At 45.4% G+C, this 16,866-nt stretch carries 11 protein-coding genes, 2 tRNA genes and 3 rRNA genes; 3 read left to right on the top strand and 13 right to left on the bottom strand.

From position 1 onward, the window contains the following. Positions 1 to 16 precede the first annotated feature (16 nt). Genes B649_RS09305 through B649_RS09325 form a run of 5 tightly spaced genes read right to left on the bottom strand, consistent with a single transcriptional unit; the run spans position 17 to position 4,937 of the window. Positions 17 to 463 (bottom strand): DUF3015 family protein, encoded by a 447-nt coding sequence (locus B649_RS09305; RefSeq protein WP_015654273.1) that lies wholly within the window; start codon positions 461 to 463, stop codon positions 17 to 19. 50 nt (positions 464 to 513) lie between these two features. Then, positions 514 to 1,194 carry a leucyl/phenylalanyl-tRNA--protein transferase gene (gene aat / locus B649_RS09310; protein WP_015654274.1) on the bottom strand — a complete coding sequence of 227 codons (681 nt, stop codon included), beginning with the start codon at positions 1,192 to 1,194 and terminating at the stop codon, positions 514 to 516. Continuing rightward, positions 1,191 to 3,371: an ATP-dependent Clp protease ATP-binding subunit ClpA gene (clpA, locus tag B649_RS09315; RefSeq protein WP_015654275.1), complete on the bottom strand. Its 2,181-nt coding sequence runs from the start codon at positions 3,369 to 3,371 to the stop codon at positions 1,191 to 1,193. The genes aat and clpA overlap by 4 nt, the downstream gene beginning before the upstream one ends. A gap of 2 nt (positions 3,372 to 3,373) precedes the next feature. Continuing rightward, positions 3,374 to 3,673, bottom strand: coding sequence for an ATP-dependent Clp protease adaptor ClpS (locus tag B649_RS09320; RefSeq protein WP_041192713.1), 300 nt, complete (start codon positions 3,671 to 3,673; stop codon positions 3,374 to 3,376). Positions 3,674 to 3,695: 22 nt separating this feature from the next. Then, entirely contained in the window at positions 3,696 to 4,937 is a 1,242-nt protein-coding gene (locus B649_RS09325; RefSeq protein WP_291750886.1) for an aminotransferase class I/II-fold pyridoxal phosphate-dependent enzyme, read from the bottom strand. Between the two features lie 47 nt (positions 4,938 to 4,984). On the opposite strand from B649_RS09325, the gene bioD reads away from it, so the two are divergent. The 3 genes from bioD to B649_RS09340 are packed head-to-tail and all read left to right on the top strand — an operon-like array spanning position 4,985 to position 7,459. Beyond that, positions 4,985 to 5,638 (top strand): dethiobiotin synthase, encoded by a 654-nt coding sequence (bioD, locus tag B649_RS09330; RefSeq protein ID WP_015654278.1) that lies wholly within the window; start codon positions 4,985 to 4,987, stop codon positions 5,636 to 5,638. Between the two features lie 16 nt (positions 5,639 to 5,654). Beyond that, positions 5,655 to 6,524, top strand: coding sequence for an aspartate carbamoyltransferase catalytic subunit (locus B649_RS09335; RefSeq protein WP_015654279.1), 870 nt, complete (start codon positions 5,655 to 5,657; stop codon positions 6,522 to 6,524). Beyond that, positions 6,524 to 7,459, top strand: coding sequence for an aminodeoxychorismate synthase component I (locus B649_RS09340; protein ID WP_015654280.1), 936 nt, complete (start codon positions 6,524 to 6,526; stop codon positions 7,457 to 7,459). Before B649_RS09335 ends, B649_RS09340 begins: the two co-directional genes overlap by 1 nt. Here B649_RS09340 and B649_RS09345 read toward each other — a convergent pair. The 8 genes from B649_RS09345 to B649_RS09380 all read right to left on the bottom strand — a co-directional run bounded on the left by B649_RS09345 (position 7,456) and on the right by B649_RS09380 (position 16,863). Next, positions 7,456 to 7,698: a helix-hairpin-helix domain-containing protein gene (locus tag B649_RS09345; protein WP_015654281.1), complete on the bottom strand. Its 243-nt coding sequence runs from the start codon at positions 7,696 to 7,698 to the stop codon at positions 7,456 to 7,458. The genes B649_RS09340 and B649_RS09345 overlap by 4 nt on opposite strands. Before the next feature lie 159 nt (positions 7,699 to 7,857). Further along, positions 7,858 to 7,973, bottom strand: a 5S ribosomal RNA gene (rrf, locus tag B649_RS09350). Between the two features lie 143 nt (positions 7,974 to 8,116). Continuing rightward, positions 8,117 to 11,035, bottom strand: a 23S ribosomal RNA gene (locus B649_RS09355). A 230-nt stretch (positions 11,036 to 11,265) separates the two neighbouring features. Continuing rightward, positions 11,266 to 11,341, bottom strand: a tRNA-Ala gene (locus B649_RS09360). A gap of 97 nt (positions 11,342 to 11,438) precedes the next feature. Beyond that, a tRNA-Ile gene (locus B649_RS09365) sits at positions 11,439 to 11,515 on the bottom strand. A gap of 121 nt (positions 11,516 to 11,636) precedes the next feature. Then, positions 11,637 to 13,146, bottom strand: a 16S ribosomal RNA gene (locus B649_RS09370). Together the 16S, 23S and 5S rRNA genes with 2 tRNA genes alongside form the textbook arrangement of a ribosomal RNA operon. A gap of 357 nt (positions 13,147 to 13,503) precedes the next feature. Further along, positions 13,504 to 14,394 (bottom strand): transglutaminase family protein, encoded by an 891-nt coding sequence (locus B649_RS09375; RefSeq protein ID WP_015654283.1) that lies wholly within the window; start codon positions 14,392 to 14,394, stop codon positions 13,504 to 13,506. 3 nt (positions 14,395 to 14,397) lie between these two features. Beyond that, complete coding sequence (locus B649_RS09380) at positions 14,398 to 16,863, bottom strand: circularly permuted type 2 ATP-grasp protein (protein WP_015654284.1); 2,466 nt, start codon at positions 16,861 to 16,863, stop codon at positions 14,398 to 14,400. Positions 16,864 to 16,866: the final 3 nt, after the last annotated feature.

Below are 16,866 nucleotides of genomic sequence, written 5' to 3' on the forward strand. Positions count from 1 at the left end.
TGATGTTAAATAAACCTTAACCTACGATAGTAGAAACGTTATCAAGAACCGTTGCCATATCGGCTTTTTCACTCGTATAGATTGCATTGTAATTTGCTTGTAATGCATGAGCAAATGCGGCTTTGTCTTCCACATTCAAAAGCTCTGCAAGCGTTGAAACACTCTCACCTTGACCGATAGCGATCTCACGAGAGAGCTGATCCATGTTAGAGGCTACAAACTCTGCCGCACGCTCATTCATCACTAAATTGGCTTTTTTACATCCTGATGTCCCTGAAGTAACACCAAAGGTTTGGTTACCCAATGTACCATTGGTCGTTGCTTGAAGCGCCAACATGACCGCAGAGCTGTCATCTTTGATGATCTGCGACCCAAGACCGCATCCTGTTTGATTGTTAACCGTTGCATAACCTGCCGTTGCGAGAGCAGCGATTGCTGCGATACTGATTAAAACTTTTTTCATAGAGACCCCTTTTTTCATAAGAATTAACGAAGAGTATAGAGAAATAAACCTTAAATATTTCCTATTTTCCAAAGTCTTTCTCCCATTGGTACAGTTGAAGCATCATAAAGACGCTTTAAAAAAGACTCTCTTGAAACCTCTTTTGCCCCCAAACTTTTGAGATGGTTGGTTGGAACCTGACAATCGATAAATTCAAATCCCCATTCCCTAAGATATTCTACTAAAACAGCGAATGCTACTTTAGAAGCATCAGAAACTTTTGCAAACATCGACTCACCGCAAAATACTCCTCCGACACTTACTCCGTAAAGCCCTCCGACTAAAACACCGTTTTGAAACGCTTCAACACTGTGCGCATATCCGAGGGCATGTAGCGTCTCATACGCTTCGATCATCTCAGGTACGATCCAACTCCCCTTCTGTCCGCGACGCGGAGCAGTTGAACATTCATTGATCACTTGTGAAAATACACTGTCAAAACGAATCTCAAACTGAGGGATTTTTTTACGTAATGAACGGCTCAGTTTAAAATCATCCAGGTCTAATATCAACCTCGGATCGGGAGACCACCACAGAATAGGATCGTTTGCACTGTACCATGGAAATATCCCGGAACGATAAGCCAGCATAAGACGCGAAGGCGAAAGGTCCCCGCCGTACGTGACGATCCCCTCTTCGGAGGCATCAAGAGGATTAGGAAATGAGAGGCGGTGGGTAAGACGAGGAATCATACCGCATAATCGAATAGTAACTGATCGGTATAATCCACCGATACTTTTCCCCCTTGTAGCAAACGCCCAAAGAGCATCTCATCAACAAGCGGATCTTTAATTATGTCCGAAATAACGCGTCCAAGAGGTCGTGCCCCCATCGCTTTATCGTACCCGATTTTCGCAATATACTCTCTTGCTTTATCACTCAGAGTCACAACCACTTTTTTAGGTTTGAGCTGAGTATTGAGTTGTCGGATAAATTTATCGACAATTCCCTCGACGACACTCATCGGCAAAGATCCAAATTCAATAACCCCATCGAGGCGGTTACGAAATTCGGGGGTAAAAAAGCTCTTTAGGGCTTCATGACGGGAGATAGAGCTGTCCGCATTGAATCCCATTACGGTACGTTCACTGGCTCCGATATTCGAGGTCATAACGAGGACAACATTGGCGAAATTGGCTTTAAAGCCCGTGTTATCGGTCAATGTCGCACTGTCCATCACCTGAAGCAATACATTGATCAAATCGGGATGAGCTTTTTCGATCTCATCGAGCAGCAATACCATGTACGGGTGCTTTCGTACGGTCTCGACCAGCAATCCCCCCTGCTCGAACCCCACATACCCCGGAGGGGCACCTATGAGACGGCTAAGGGCGTGTTTTTCCATGTACTCGGACATATCAAACCGCTCAAAATAGATCCCCATCGTTTCAGCCAACGATTTCGCCAACTCGGTTTTACCAACTCCGGTCGGACCGGAAAACAAAAAGGATGCGATCGGTTTATGGACAGCACTGAGGCCGGCGAACGAGCGTTTAATGGATTTGACTACCTGTTCAATCGCCTGATCCTGACCGATGACAAGCGCTTTAAGCTCTGACTCCAAGGATGCGAGTTTTTCACGCTCATCCGTTCCCATTTTTGAAGTGGGCATCCCCGTCATTTTAGCAATTACCGTCTCAATATCATGCGGAGTAATCGTGGTACGTTTATGGGATTTGAGATGAAATGATGCCCCGGCTTCATCGATCAAATCAATCGCCACATCCGGTAAAAAACGGTCGGTAATGTATTTTTTTGAGAGTTCTACCGCACTACGGAGCGCTTTATCGGTGTATTTTACCCCATGATGTTTTTCATACCGCGCGCGGAGTCCCTTGAGAATCAAAAAGCTCTCATCTGCACTCGGTTCTCCCACCTCGATACGAGAAAAACGGCGGCTGAGAGCTCGATCTTTTTCAAACACCGTTCTATACTCGGCATGAGTCGTCGCTCCCATACACTTGAGAATTCCCGAAGCGAGGGCTGGCTTGAGCTGATTCGATGCGTCCATGCTCCCGCCACCTACTGCACCGGCTCCGACAATAGTATGAATCTCATCGATAAAGAGAATAGCATTAGGGTGGGCCGCAGCTTCATCCATTACCGCTTTGAGCCGTTTTTCAAAATCTCCCCGATATTTCGTCCCCGCCAACATCGCCCCCAGATCAAGGGCAAAAACCTCAGCATCTTCGAGTAATGCAGGAACATCGCCAGAGACGATACGCAATGCCAATCCTTCCGCAATTGCCGTCTTACCGACACCCGGTTCACCAATGAGGAGCGGATTATTTTTCTTACGGCGGCACAAGGTCTGGATGGCTCGCTCAATTTCATTGACACGCCCGATAACAGGATCGATTTTCCCTTTTTTGGCCTGCTCAATCAAATTAATAGCGTATTTTTGCAACGCCCCTTCACTCTTGGAGTCATCTTGCGCACTCTCCATATCACGATGAGAGATCGCTTCGAGAACATCAACACGGCTGATGCCATACTCTTCAAGGAGCATACAGGCATAGGTATGATGCTCTTCATATACGGCAGCAATCAGATCTCCCACATCGGCAACCTCTTTTTGAGCACTTCGAACATGATGCATCATCCCATCAATCATTCGAGCCAATGCCACTGTCTCAAACGGTTCTTGCTCTATATCTTCGGGTAAAGGTTCCATCGTCTGTATCAAATAGGCACCCAACGATTCTCGAATAATCTCCACATCCGCACCGCATGCTTTTATTATCGCTTCACCATCAGGAGAGTTCAACAGCGCAAGCATCACATGTTCGATCGTGAGATATTCATGACGCTGATGCCGTGCAAATGCAACCGCTTTTTGGAAAATCACATTGAGTTCCGTGCTCACCATGGTTATGCCTCCTCCATTATCGCTTTAAGGGGAAATCCGTTTTCACGCGCCAATGTCCCAACCTGATGTACTTTTGTCTCAGCCACTTCGTAAGGATATACTCCGCATAAACCGCGACCCTTTTGGTGTACTTCAATCATGATTGCGTGAGCATCCTGAAAATTACGCCGAAAAATTTTCATCAAAATATCGACCACAAAATCCATGGATGTGTAATCGTCATTCAGCAAAAAAACATTGTACTGCTTTGGATGCTCTAAAATCAAATCTAAACTTGTCGCGTGTTCGTGTTTGGTAGCCATGGTTGAACTATACCGAATCTTTTTAAATTTTTGCCGCGTTACCAAAATCATTGATAATCGCTTCAGCACTTTCCAAGCCAATCGAAATACGAATAAGCCCTGCTGTTATCCCTAAAAATTCCCGTGTCGCTTCATCAAAATCACGATAAATCGTTGAAGCCATATGAAGCCCCAAAGTACGGCTGTCACCTATATTGGCGGTAATAGTAATAAGTTTAGAACGATTCAAAAATTCAAATGCTCTCTCTTTACTCCCCATATCAATGGTTAGAAGAGTTCCGCATCCATTAGGAAATTGGCTCAAATAACGTTCATGATGAGGATGATGTGCCAAACACGGGTGGTTGACGTTAAATCCTCTCTCCTGTAATCCACGAGCCACCGTCTCAACCGTTGTAATGATCCTATCCATCCGCAACGGCAAAGTTTCCAATCCCAGTAGGGTGAGATAACTTCCAAATCCGTTTGCCGACATCCCGAAATCACGCAATGCCCGTTTTTTGGCATTCGCTACCAGAGCCATGGCTCCCATTTTATTGATAAACGGGTGGATGTCGCGGTAACGATCCCCTTTAAATTTGTCCTCACCCTCTGAAATAGCGCGGAAAATCACCGCACCACCCAGGGCAGAAGCATTTCCGGTAATGATTTTAGTCGTCGAATAGACCACAATATCCGCCCCCAACGCTATCGGTGCAACACTCAGTGGCGTAATGGTATTATCAACCATCAGCACTACTCCGTTACGATTTGCGATCTCGGCGATTTTAGCGATATCGGGAAGACGCATATTGGGATTTCCGACACTTTCCAAAAAGAGTATTTTCGTCGCCGTATTAATCGCTTCTTCGATAGCGTCAAGCTCATCGACATCGAAAAAATGGGGTGTAATCCCAAATCGGGTGAGTGTTTCGGAAAAATACGAATAGGTTCCGCCGAATAATCCGCCGATACTGATAATCTCATCTCCCGCACGCAAAAGGCTCAGCGTCGCCATGGCTGTTGCTCCCATCCCTGAAGAGGCGGCAACTGCACCGATCCCTCCATCCATAGAGGCTAAAATCTGTTCCAGCTGTGCCGATGTCGGATTACCGACACGCGCATAAAGCGGTTTTTTGACCGATCCCTCAAAAATCCCTTCACCTGTCTCACTGTTGCCGTATCCAAACGACGCGGAATTAACCATAACCGGACTGACTGGGCCCTCTTTTTTCCCTACTTGCTGAACAATGCGGGTTGTAAACTCTTCAAAGCGATTCATCATCAAACCTATATTAAAATTGGGCAATTATAACCTAAAAGGGTATTGCCTTGTCTAAACGAATTTTTGTAACCGCTACTAACACCAATATCGGCAAGACCCATACCTCTCAGTTACTCATTGAAGCGTTCACTCGCTTAGGCTTGCGTGTCGGTGTCTACAAACCGATTGAAACCGGGGTTACCACCCTTGCGCCCGATGGAAACACCCTTTTTCAAACCGCATTAGCCTGCTATCCAGCGTTGTCCTCTTTAACATTAGCAGACATTGTTACCCTCCAGTTACCCCTTCCTGCAGCTCCATATGTAGCCAATGGGGGGCAAGCCATTGATTTGAGCATTTTTGACAAAGCGTTAGCCAAAATCGAAGCACTGTGTGATATTGTCATCATCGAAGGGGCGGGCGGGCTAATGGTTCCGATCGATGAGAAGAGTATGATGATCGATCTTCCACGCTATTTTAATGCCGTGACCCTTTTGGTAACCCATTGCACTCTAGGATGCATTAACGATACTCTCCTCAGTATCCAAGCTCTCGAAAATGCTAAACTCCCTTTTATTTGGGGCCTAAACTGCCGTACTGACGATACTGATTTTGAAATAACATCACTCCCTTATTTCACTCATCGATATAAAACTATCTATCAGATAAATAGAGATATTGATACCATAGCCAAAGTACTTTTAGATACAATTACATCATAAATACGAGGAAATAACTATGAAACATCTTATCCGTACAGACGACTTTACAACCGAACAAATTCTTCAGGTACTTCAAGATGCGGAACACTATTTAGCAGGACAATTCGATCCTATCCTCAAAGAGAAAATCATTATTACCCTCTTTTTCGAAAACTCCACCCGAACCAAAAGCTCGTTTGAAATCGCAGCCAAACGTCTCGGAGCCGAAGTCGTTCATCTGGATGTTCAAAAAAGTTCTACCCAAAAAGGGGAAAGCCTTGTCGATACGGCAGCTAATCTCGATGCTATGGGTCCCCATGCGATGATTGTCCGCCATGCACACGCCGGAGTTCCGAATATCCTCGCCGAACACACTCATGCTTCCATCATCAATGCGGGAGACGGTGCCCATGCCCATCCGACGCAGGCACTCCTTGATCTCTTTACCCTCCGTCGTCATTTCGGTGATGTTCAAGGAAAAAAAATCGCTATCGTGGGAGATATTAAAAACTCTCGCGTTGCCAACAGCAATATCGAGCTATTGACCCGTTTCGGGATGGATATTACACTGGTAGCACCACCCCATTTTCTCCCCGACACTCATCTCAAAATGACCCATAATCTTCACGATGTAATCGATGATGTCGATGCTATCATGAGCCTCCGCACCCAAACCGAACGACACTCTCATCAAACCTATGGCTCACTCAAAGACTACGGATCAGATTTCTGTATTACCCATGAACTTGTCGGAAATCGGGATCTCATTCTCCTTCATCCGGGGCCGGTACACCGAAATATCGATATCGATGACATGATGCTGGGCGACCCAAGATGTAAAGTTTTAGAGCAAGTACGCAACGGTGTAGCCATACGTATGGCTGTTCTTAAAGCACTTATCGCCTAATGCTCCAACGTTTCAGCTCCCTCGTTTCATCGGGAGTTCCTTGTTTTTTTTATACCGACTTCATCGGAGAAAACTTCCATTGTTTCACCTTCGAAGAGCTTCACGAAAAAGACATTGAGTTTGCTTTTAACAGCGGCTCCGATACCACAAATGCACCCCATAAACCGCCTTTTTTACCTGTTTCATTCGAGCATTACCGCCAGAAATTCGATGTGGTCCAAGAGAATATCCGAAACGGAAATACCTACCTGCTCAATCTGACACAACCCACCCCCATTGAACCCGGGTACACACTAAAAGAGATCTACACGATGGCTCATGCCCCTTATAAACTTCGCGTGAGGGATCAGTTTGTCTGCTTCTCACCTGAGCCTTTTATCACGATTGAGGGAGATACTATACATACCTACCCGATGAAAGGGACAATCGATGCCTCGTTGTTTAATGCAATCGATACCATTTTGAATGACCCCAAAGAACTAGCTGAACATACGATGATCGTTGATCTGCTCCGTAATGATTTAGGAATTGTCGCCAAAGAGATTAAAGTCGAAAAGTTCCGCTACATCACCACAATCAATGCAGGCGATAAAAAACTTCACCAAGTAAGTTCACATATTTCAGGTAGATTGGAAAGCAACTGGAAAGACAATATAGGAGGAATCATTTCCGCCCTGTTGCCTGCGGGAAGTATCAGCGGTACACCAAAGAGAAAAACGGTAGAAATAATAAAAGAGATCGAAGGATACGATCGAGGATATTTTACAGGTATATTTGGCCGCTTTGACGGTAAAAATCTCTACAGCGCCGTGGCTATCCGATTTATTGAAAACATTGAGGGAAAACTGATTTATAAGAGCGGTGGCGGACTCACAGCAGATAGTGATTGCTTAAGCGAATACAACGAAATGATTGATAAGGTATATATTCCTTAGCGAATACTCACTTGAGATTTTAGCTTGAGCAGTGTTTTAGGTCCGATTCCTTTTACATTTACCAATTCATTTACACTTTTAAATCCGCCATGAGCTTTACGATATTTTAAAATTTCATGTGCTTTGGTCGGACCGATGCCATTCAGAGATTGCAGCTGTGCTGAATTAGCTTTGTTGATATTGACCGAACCCATAGCAAGGGAAAAAATGAGCAAAAGAATTGTGAGTATTTTAACCATATCTAACCTCAATTAATTAAAGTATTAGATTGTAGCTTGTAAAAATATAATTGTCAAATTTAATAACAACAATAAGATAGTATTTATGTTTATGTGATTGTAAAAAGGTGTGCTTGTGATTGTTTAAAAAAGAAGTTAGAAAAGAAGGATAAATCTGAGGCCAGGCGGCGACCTACGTTTCCACACCTGAAAGATGCAGTATTATGAGCGATGAGGGTCTTAGCTTCCGGGTTCGGAATGGGACCGGGCGTTTCCCCCTCTCTATAGCCACCTGAACACTCAGAAGAGGATCTACCGAGATAGACTCTATTCTGAGAGTTTTGTTAGATGTATTTTTATTGTTAAGTCGTCAACAACTCGTAACTGCATTCGCATTTCACCTTTATGCTTAATAAGGCGGTGAGAGCACAAATCATATGTAAAAAAGACGAACGTTCTATTAGTACTAGTCAGCTGAAAGAATTACTTCTCTTACACACCTAGCCTATTAACCTTGTAGTCTTCAAGGGAACTTCAGGGAGAGTTCATCTTGGAGTTGGCTTCCCGCTTAGATGCTTTCAGCGGTTATCACATCCGTACGTAGCTACCCAGCGATGCTCTTGGCAGAACAACTGGTACACCAGTGGTACGTCCAACCCGGTCCTCTCGTACTAGGGTCAGCTCTCCTCAACTCTCCTGCGCCCACGGAAGATAGGGACCGAACTGTCTCACGACGTTCTGAACCCAGCTCGCGTACCGCTTTAAATGGCGAACAGCCATACCCTTGGGACCTGCTCCAGCCCCAGGATGCGATGAGCCGACATCGAGGTGCCAAACCTCCCCGTCGATGTGAGCTCTTGGGGGAGATCAGCCTGTTATCCCCGGCGTACCTTTTATCCTTTGAGCGATGGCCCTTCCACACAGAACCACCGGATCACTATGACCGTCTTTCGACTCTGCTCGACTTGTCTGTCTTACAGTCAGTCCGGCTTATGCCATTATACTCTACGAAGGATTTCCAACCCTTCTGAGCCGAACTTTGTAAGCCTCCGTTACTTTTTAGGAGGCGACCGCCCCAGTCAAACTACCCACCAGACAGTGTCCTCCATGCGGATAACGCATGCGAGTTAGCTATCAGAATACTCAAGGGTGGTATCTCAAGATTGCCTCCACTGCAACTAGCGTCACAGCATCAACAGCTCCCACCTATCCTGCACAAAAGTATCCCAATAGCAATGTCAAGCTATAGTAAAGGTGCACGGGGTCTTTCCGTCTTTCCGCGGGTAGGAGGAATTTTCACCTCCACTACAATTTCACTGGATCCCTGGTTGAGACAGCTCCCATCTCGTTACGCCATTCATGCAGGTCGGTATTTAACCGACAAGGAATTTCGCTACCTTAGGACCGTTATAGTTACGGCCGCCGTTTACTCGTGCTTCAATTCAATGCTTCGCTTGCGCTGACACATCCTTTTAACATTCGAGCACCGGGCAGGCGTCACACCCTATACATCCTCTTACGAGTTAGCAGAGTGCTGTGTTTTTGGTAAACAGTCGGGAGGGACACTTTGCTGCGACCCGGTTCTGCTCCAGAGGCTAGCTCCTTCACATACTTAGGGCACACCTTATACCGAAGATACGGTGCTAGTTTGCAGAGTTCCTTAACCAGGGTTCTTCCACGCGCCTTAGAATACTCATCTCACCCACCTGTGTCGGTTTACGGTACGGGCGACAATTGTTCTCGTTTAGAGGCTTTTCTTGGCACGACGGCATCATCGATTCCAAGCGCAATCCGAAGATTTTGCTCGGCCTGTAAGATCTCGGCCTAATGAAACACGGATTTGCCTATGTTTCAGCCTACGTCCTTCGACCCACTATTCCATCAGTGAGCTCGATTAGCCCTATGCGTCCCCCCATCACTCAAACGAACAATTGTCGGTGTTGGAATATTAACCAACTTGCCATCGTCTACCCCTTTCGGACTCGACTTAGGTCCCGACTAACCCTACGATGACGAGCATCGCGTAGGAAACCTTGGGTTTACGGCGAAGCAGATTCTCACTGCTTTTATCGCTACTCATGCCTGCATGCTCACTTCCAAACGCTCCAGCACTCCTCACCGGTATACCTTCAACGCTGTTTGGAACGCTCTCCTACCACTCGTATAAATACGAATCTAAAGCTTCGGTGCGTATCTTAGCCCCGTTATATTTTCAGCGCAGAATCGCTAGATCAGTGAGCTGTTACGCTTTCTTTAAAGGATGGCTGCTTCTAAGCCAACTTCCTGATTGTCTCAGCAACTCCACATCTTTTTCCACTCAGATACGACTTTGGGACCTTAGCTGTTAGTCTGGGTTGTTCCCCTCTTGACGATTGATTTTATCACCCACCGCCTGACTCCCGAGATTACGCATGAAGTATTCGGAGTTTGAAAGGGTTTGGTACCGCGGTAAGCAGCCCTAGCCCTGTCAGTGCTCTACCCCTTCATGTTACGACTCGAGGCTATACCTAAATATATTTCGGAGAGAACCAGCTATCACTAAGTTTGATTGGCCTTTCACCCCTATCCACAAGTCATCCGAGGGTTTTTCAACACCCACCGGTTCGGTCCTCCACTGGCTCTTACACCAGCTTCAACCTGCTCATGGATAGATCACTTAGTTTCGGGTCTGCAGCATCTGACTAATTCGCCCTATTAAGACTCGCTTTCGCTACGGCTTCCCGTGAGGTTAACCTTGCCAGACACCACAACTCGCAGGCTCATTATGCAAAAGGCAGTCCGTCACCCTTCATAAAGAATAGGGCTCCGAATGATTGTAAGCCATAGGTTTCAGGTTCTATTTCACTCTGCTCACCGCAGTTCTTTTCACCTTTCCCTTACGGTACTAGTTCGCTATCGGTCTGGTAGTAGTATTTAGGATTGGAGGGTGGTCCCCCCGGCTTCAGTCAAGATAACACGTGTCCCGACCTACTCTGGATCCTGCTAGCTGTCTGTCAATTTCAAGTACGGGACTATCACCCTCTATGGTCGAGCTTTCCAACTCATTCTTCTATCGACTCGCAATGCCGTATGCAGTCCGCAACCCCGATTGCAAGCAATCGGTTTGTCCTAATCCCATTTCGCTCGCCGCTACTTTGGGAATCTCGTTTGATTTATATTCCTTCAGGTACTGAGATGTTTCACTTCCCTGAGTTCGCCCCCCGTAGGGTAACATACCTCTCGATATGTTGGGTTGCCCCATTCGGAAATCCCCGGATCAAAGCTCTTTGGCAGCTCCCCGAGGCTTATCGCAGCCTAATACGTCCTTCATCGCCTCTACCAGCCAAGGCATCCACCTATGGCCCTTAATATCTTTTTCTAATTTGCGCTCACCGCCTTATTAAGAATAAGACGGTGAAATGTGTTTGTAGTTACGTAATACAAATCTCTTTGTATTATGTTAAATTTGTTTCTCATAGATTTCTCTATGTCAAACATATTTAGTTGACGACTTAACAATAATAATTCAAATAACATTAGACTTTTAAAGTCTAATTCAAATACTCTAAATTAAGTACTTGAATCAGACTTTGTATTCTGATCTAGATCTGGTGGAGAATAGCGGGATCGAACCGCTGACCTCCTGCGTGCAAAGCAGGCGCTCTCCCAGCTGAGCTAATTCCCCAGATAAGTGATCGTGATTTTGAGAAAGAAGTATAAAGGTGAGGCAAAGCGTACTCTAGTACGTGAAGCCGAAAGCTTTATGCTTATGTCTTAAAATCTGGTGGGTTTGAATGGACTCGAACCATCGACCTCACCCTTATCAGGGGTGTGCTCTAACCAGCTGAGCTACAAACCCATATGTATTATGTCAAATAACATGGATCACTGAAAACTAAGTAGGTAAACGGTCAAGACAATACTTCTGTGAGATTTTTTAAGATGACGCAATCCAATGAAGGATTCGTCGTTACTCTTAGAAAGGAGGTGATCCAACCGCAGGTTCTCCTACGGTTACCTTGTTACGACTTCACCCCAGTCGCTAATTCCACCGTAAGCGGTAGCCAGTTTGGCATCCCGATTTCGGGTGAAATCAACTCCCATGGTGTGACGGGCGGTGAGTACAAGACCCGGGAACGTATTCACCGTAGCATAGCTGATCTACGATTACTAGTGATTCCAGCTTCATGTTCTCGAGTTGCAGAGAACAATCCGAACTGAGAGACGCTTTAAGAGATTGGCTCCACCTCGCGGTATTGCAGCTCTTTGTACGCCCCATTGTAGCACGTGTGTAGCCCTGGCCGTAAGGGCCATGATGACTTGACGTCGTCCTCACCTTCCTCCTCCTTACGAAGGCAGTCTCGTTAGAGTGCTCAGCCGAACTGTTAGCAACTAACGACGAGGGTTGCGCTCGTTGCGGGACTTAACCCAACATCTCACGACACGAGCTGACGACAGCCGTGCAGCACCTGTGTGTAGGTTCTAGCAAGCTAGCACCCCCTAATCTCTTAAGGGTTCCTACCATGTCAAGGCCAGGTAAGGTTCTTCGTGTATCTTCGAATTAAACCACATGCTCCACCACTTGTGCGGGTCCCCGTCTATTCCTTTGAGTTTTAATCTTGCGACCGTACTCCCCAGGCGGAATGCTTAATCTGTTAAGTGCATCACCGAAGAGACGAGCTCCCCGACGACTAGCATTCATCGTTTAGGGCGTGGACTACCAGGGTATCTAATCCTGTTTGCTCCCCACGCTTTCGTGCCTCAGCGTCAGTATCATCCCAGCAGATCGCCTTCGCTTTTGATATTCCTAGTGATATCTACGGATTTTACCCCTACACCACTAATTCCATCTGCCCCTTCTGAACTCTAGGCTCCCAGTTTCAAATGCAGTTCAATGGTTAAGCCATTGGATTTCACATCTGACTTAGAAGCCAGCCTACGCACCCTTTACGCCCAGTGATTCCGAGTAACGCTTGCACCCTCCGTATTACCGCGGCTGCTGGCACGGAGTTAGCCGGTGCTTATTCAAGAGGTACCGTCATTATCTTCCCTCTTAAAAGGAGTTTACACACCGAAATGCGTCATCCTCCACGCGGCGTTGCTGCATCAGAGTTTCCTCCATTGTGCAATATTCCTCACTGCTGCCTCCCGTAGGAGTCTGGACCGTGTCTCAGTTCCAGTGTGTCTGATCATCCTCTCAAACCAGATACCCGTCATAGCCTTGGTGAGCCATTACCTCACCAACTAGCTGATAGGACATAGACTGATCTCTTAGCGAAAAAACTTTCCCGACTTACCTTAAAGTAAGAAGGAGTATCCGGTATTAATCACCGTTTCCAGTGGCTATCCCGAACTAAGAGGTACATTATCTATGGTATACTCACCCGTGCGCCACTAATCAGGAGAGCAAGCTCTCCATCATCGTTCGACTTGCATGTGTTAGGCACGCCGCCAGCGTTCACTCTGAGCCAGGATCAAACTCTCCATAATTGGTTTGTCCAATCCTATGACCCAAGATGTTAAAATCATTGGCTTCATAAATTGTTATCTATTTTACTTTTTGGTGATTGGTTAACCCAATCAAAGTAAATAGACGGTTGTTGTATTGTGTTGACATAAGGTCAACGTCTCGAAGACACCGTCTCGAACCGTTTGACCTACTTAGTTTTCAATGATCTCAAACTCAAACTTAACTCTTCTTTTCGAAGCGTCTCATCGTTTGTGGACGGGAATTATAGGGGAAAAAGGGAAAGAAGTCAAGAGCTTCTGGGAAGAAATTTTAGAGAATTTCGAAAAAGATTTCCAAACGTATCAAACGCTTCATTATATATAGGGTTTCGGGAAAATTTATTCCAAAGAGACATCCACCATCACCCCTAAATGACTCGAACCGCTTCCGCTCACTACTCCTTGCATTGGAGAGATGTCTCCATAATCACGACCAAATCCTAAAAGGATATGTTGATCAAGCGGGGCCATGTTGTTCGTCGGATCAAAATCAAACCATCCAAATCCCGGGAAAAAGACGGAGAACCATGCGTGCGATGCATCGGAGCCAAACAGTTTCTCTGAACCTTCCTGCGGTGTTGTCTCGATATAACCGCTCATATAACGGACACATAACCCAACTCCGCGCAATGCAGTCAATGCAAAATGGGCGAAATCTTGACACACCCCTTTTTTCTCCGTAAAAACTGTCTCCACAGGGGTACTGAGATCACTAAACCCGCTGACAAAGGAAAAATCCGTAAATATCCGTCCCATAAATTCCTTAACGCCCTCATATAACGAGCGTTCAGGTTTAATCGATTCCAAAGCGTACATTACAATTTCTACTGAAGCAATCGGCAACAGCGGGCTTTTTAGCGAAAATTGTTTTGCTTCGATAATTTCAGGGGTGAGAAACATCATCCGCTCCTGTGCCTGCGCAAAGGTAAGGGCAATTACCCTCTGCGTATTTTCCTGAAGGCGTTCTAAGGCATTAAAATTGATTTCAACCCGCGACTGAGCCGCTACACTGAGTATCGTATGAGGTTCCCGCACCAAGAGATGATGAAGGTGATTTCCAAAAAAATCGTCATACGACTCTATCTCAGCGGCGATAGGCTCAATGGTGAGATCAAAATTGAGTACTTTTTGAATTTCAGTATCTCTAGGCTGAAGTCGAATGAGGTTATGGCTAAACCCCACCTCATGTTGATAAACGAATCGGGTACTGTGGTAAATTGTATAAATCATTGGCTACTCATCATAATGGGCAAAATAGGTCTTGGATAACTCACCCGAAGCTAGGAGCAATCTGGATGAGAGTTGTGACAACAGCGTATCAAGCTCAGCTCTAATGTATTCATCCTCCGCCAATGCAGCAAGATCATCCGGTTTGCTCAAGCGTATCATTGAAAATGCCTCAAATATCGGTTCTTCATATCTTGTAAGATAGGTAGCATTTTTAAACTTCGGCAACTGAGGAAGCAATTTCATCAATCCATCAATCTCGCTGATCAATGATTTAGGGAAATTGATATCCAGCAGTAAAAATTCAATGACGTTACGCATATCATACGATGAACGGTAACGGGCACGATAAGCGTTCAAACTCTCACAGGTGCCGAGCAATGTCTCTAAGACTTCATACTCACTCACGCCATCATACGCCGGAGTGAGCAAACTTCTCGCTTTTGAGATCAACAATTGTGATCTCTCTATTCGTGCACCGATCTCATAGAGTATCGATCCCTGATCTGCGAACAAACTCTCTTGGATAAGTTCTTTGTAGGCCATTAACTGCATCAACAGTTTATCAAGGTTATGGATCATATAACGGGGATGCGGTTTCTCTTCGCGACAGAATTGATTCCATTCATGAGTCATACGCTCATAAATACGGGAGGCTTCCAAAGGTAAAAGATTTTTGGCATACGTGTTGGTGCCAGAGAGCATCGTCATTATTTGTGCCAAACTTCCAACCCGTCCCCCATTAAAACTGACCGATGCAATTTCATCAAATGGTGAAATCGCTCTGTTTTCTTCCAAAAATCCCGGATAGGTCATCGTTACATGGGTCAGTGTTTTACTCAACATCTCCTGCGTTTGGCGATTTGAAATATGATCATACCGAGAGGCATTCGTCATGTATTTCAATGTAGTTCGGATCATACGCGCCGTAATGATCGCCCTCATTAAATATCGTCCCAACCAAAAAAGATTTTCCGCCCGAAGGCTTGGAATGTTTTCAAACGAATTTTCAAAAGCGGCATTGGAATGAAATATTGGGCTCAACGGAACACTGTATGATTCACCCAGTACCCATAAATCTTTACTGCTCCCTCCGAATTGGTTGGATACCATCAGTGAGTCGATATTCATTCCAACCCGTACCAATGCTCCTGGCATCAGAGTATAAGTATCTTCTTGGGTTATTGTGTAGGCACGAATCACCGCTTTTCGAGGTTCAATCGATTCTTTGATCAATGTAGGGCAATTAGCGAACTCCACTTCCTCTTGTCCGACATAACGATGCGGCTGTTCAAGAATCGCTTTTCGTAAGCTAGTGAGATCTTTTTTACTCAGTTGTTTACCCACAAAAGTATGTTTTTCATCCACACGATCGATTGTTTTAACAATGAGACGTTCCATATTTTCCAACACAAACTCTAACTCTTTGGCTTGACCGCACCACCACGTAGCGATTTGAGGCAAAATAAGCTCTTCATCGAGAAAATAACGGGCCAGATGCGGCATAAAAGGGTTCAATCCCAAATTTTCCAATACTCCGCTTCCCAGTGGATTGATCATTCCTACGCCACCGGATCTGATCGATTGAACCAAACCTGCGACACCCAGCTGCGAATCAGAACGAAGTTCCAACGGATCACAATAGTTTTCATCCACACGGCGTAAAATCGTATCGACACGGCGAAGCCCTTTGAGGCTTTTAAGCCAGAGGGCTCCATTTTTAGCCAATAAATCCTGCCCTTGAACGAGAGTAAGTCCTAAAAAAGAGCTGAGATAAGCATGTTCAAAATAAGTTTCATTGTGCGGTCCGGGGGATAGAAGAATATTAAGAGGATCAAAATTTCGACTGTTATTTTGGAAAAGAGATTTAAACGTTTCAAAAAAATCGTACAGCCTCTGAACCGAAATCCCCTCAAAAAGATCCTGCATCGTTGCGTTCATCGTAAGACGGTTTTCAATCGCATATCCTAAACCCGATGGTGCTTGTGTACGATCGTTGATCACCCACAGTTTCCCATCCGGCCCCCGTGCCATATCGGCAGCGTAAATACTCAAGGGGATTTTCATCCCGTGCATTTCACGCATAAAGCCGCCGTGAGCATAAATAATTTCCATCGGAATAATGCCGTCTTTGATCGTTTTCTGTTCCCCGTATATATCTTGCAGCAAAAAATTAAAGAGCTTGCAGCGCTGTTTTAGCCCCTCTTCGACAATCTTCCATTGCGATTCTTCGATAACCAATGGGATCGGATCGAGTTTCCACGGGCGATTTAATCCTCCCGGGTCGTTATAAACATTGTAAGTAACACCGTTATCTTCCAAACGCCAGTCGATCTCTTTTTGTTTGGTAGTGAGTTGTTCCAAACCGATTTTTTCAAGGTTGTTTTTTAACGCCTCCCAATGGGGACGGATATTTTTATCCTGATCAAACATCTCATCATACAATGAGCTTTGAGAATAGCGTTCAAACATAGA

Source organism: Candidatus Sulfuricurvum sp. RIFRC-1 (assembly GCF_000310245.1).
In the GTDB taxonomy this organism is placed as follows: domain Bacteria; phylum Campylobacterota; class Campylobacteria; order Campylobacterales; family Sulfurimonadaceae; genus Sulfuricurvum.

What these genes read in the sequence shown, in the direction of transcription:
- B649_RS09305 (WP_015654273.1), bottom strand. Translation starts at nt 463, where the DNA reads ATGAAAAAAGTTTTAATCAGTATCGCAGCAATCGCTGCTCTCGCAACG.
- aat (WP_015654274.1), bottom strand. Translation starts at nt 1,194, where the DNA reads ATGATTCCTCGTCTTACCCACCGCCTCTCATTTCCTAATCCTCTTGAT.
- clpA (WP_015654275.1), bottom strand. Translation starts at nt 3,371, where the DNA reads ATGGTGAGCACGGAACTCAATGTGATTTTCCAAAAAGCGGTTGCATTT.
- B649_RS09320 (WP_041192713.1), bottom strand. Translation starts at nt 3,673, where the DNA reads ATGGCTACCAAACACGAACACGCGACAAGTTTAGATTTGATTTTAGAG.
- B649_RS09325 (WP_291750886.1), bottom strand. Translation starts at nt 4,937, where the DNA reads ATGATGAATCGCTTTGAAGAGTTTACAACCCGCATTGTTCAGCAAGTA.
- B649_RS09335 (WP_015654279.1), top strand. Translation starts at nt 5,655, where the DNA reads ATGAAACATCTTATCCGTACAGACGACTTTACAACCGAACAAATTCTT.
- B649_RS09340 (WP_015654280.1), top strand. Translation starts at nt 6,524, where the DNA reads ATGCTCCAACGTTTCAGCTCCCTCGTTTCATCGGGAGTTCCTTGTTTT.
- B649_RS09345 (WP_015654281.1), bottom strand. Translation starts at nt 7,698, where the DNA reads ATGGTTAAAATACTCACAATTCTTTTGCTCATTTTTTCCCTTGCTATG.
- B649_RS09375 (WP_015654283.1), bottom strand. Translation starts at nt 14,394, where the DNA reads ATGATTTATACAATTTACCACAGTACCCGATTCGTTTATCAACATGAG.
- B649_RS09380 (WP_015654284.1), bottom strand. Translation starts at nt 16,863, where the DNA reads ATGTTTGAACGCTATTCTCAAAGCTCATTGTATGATGAGATGTTTGAT.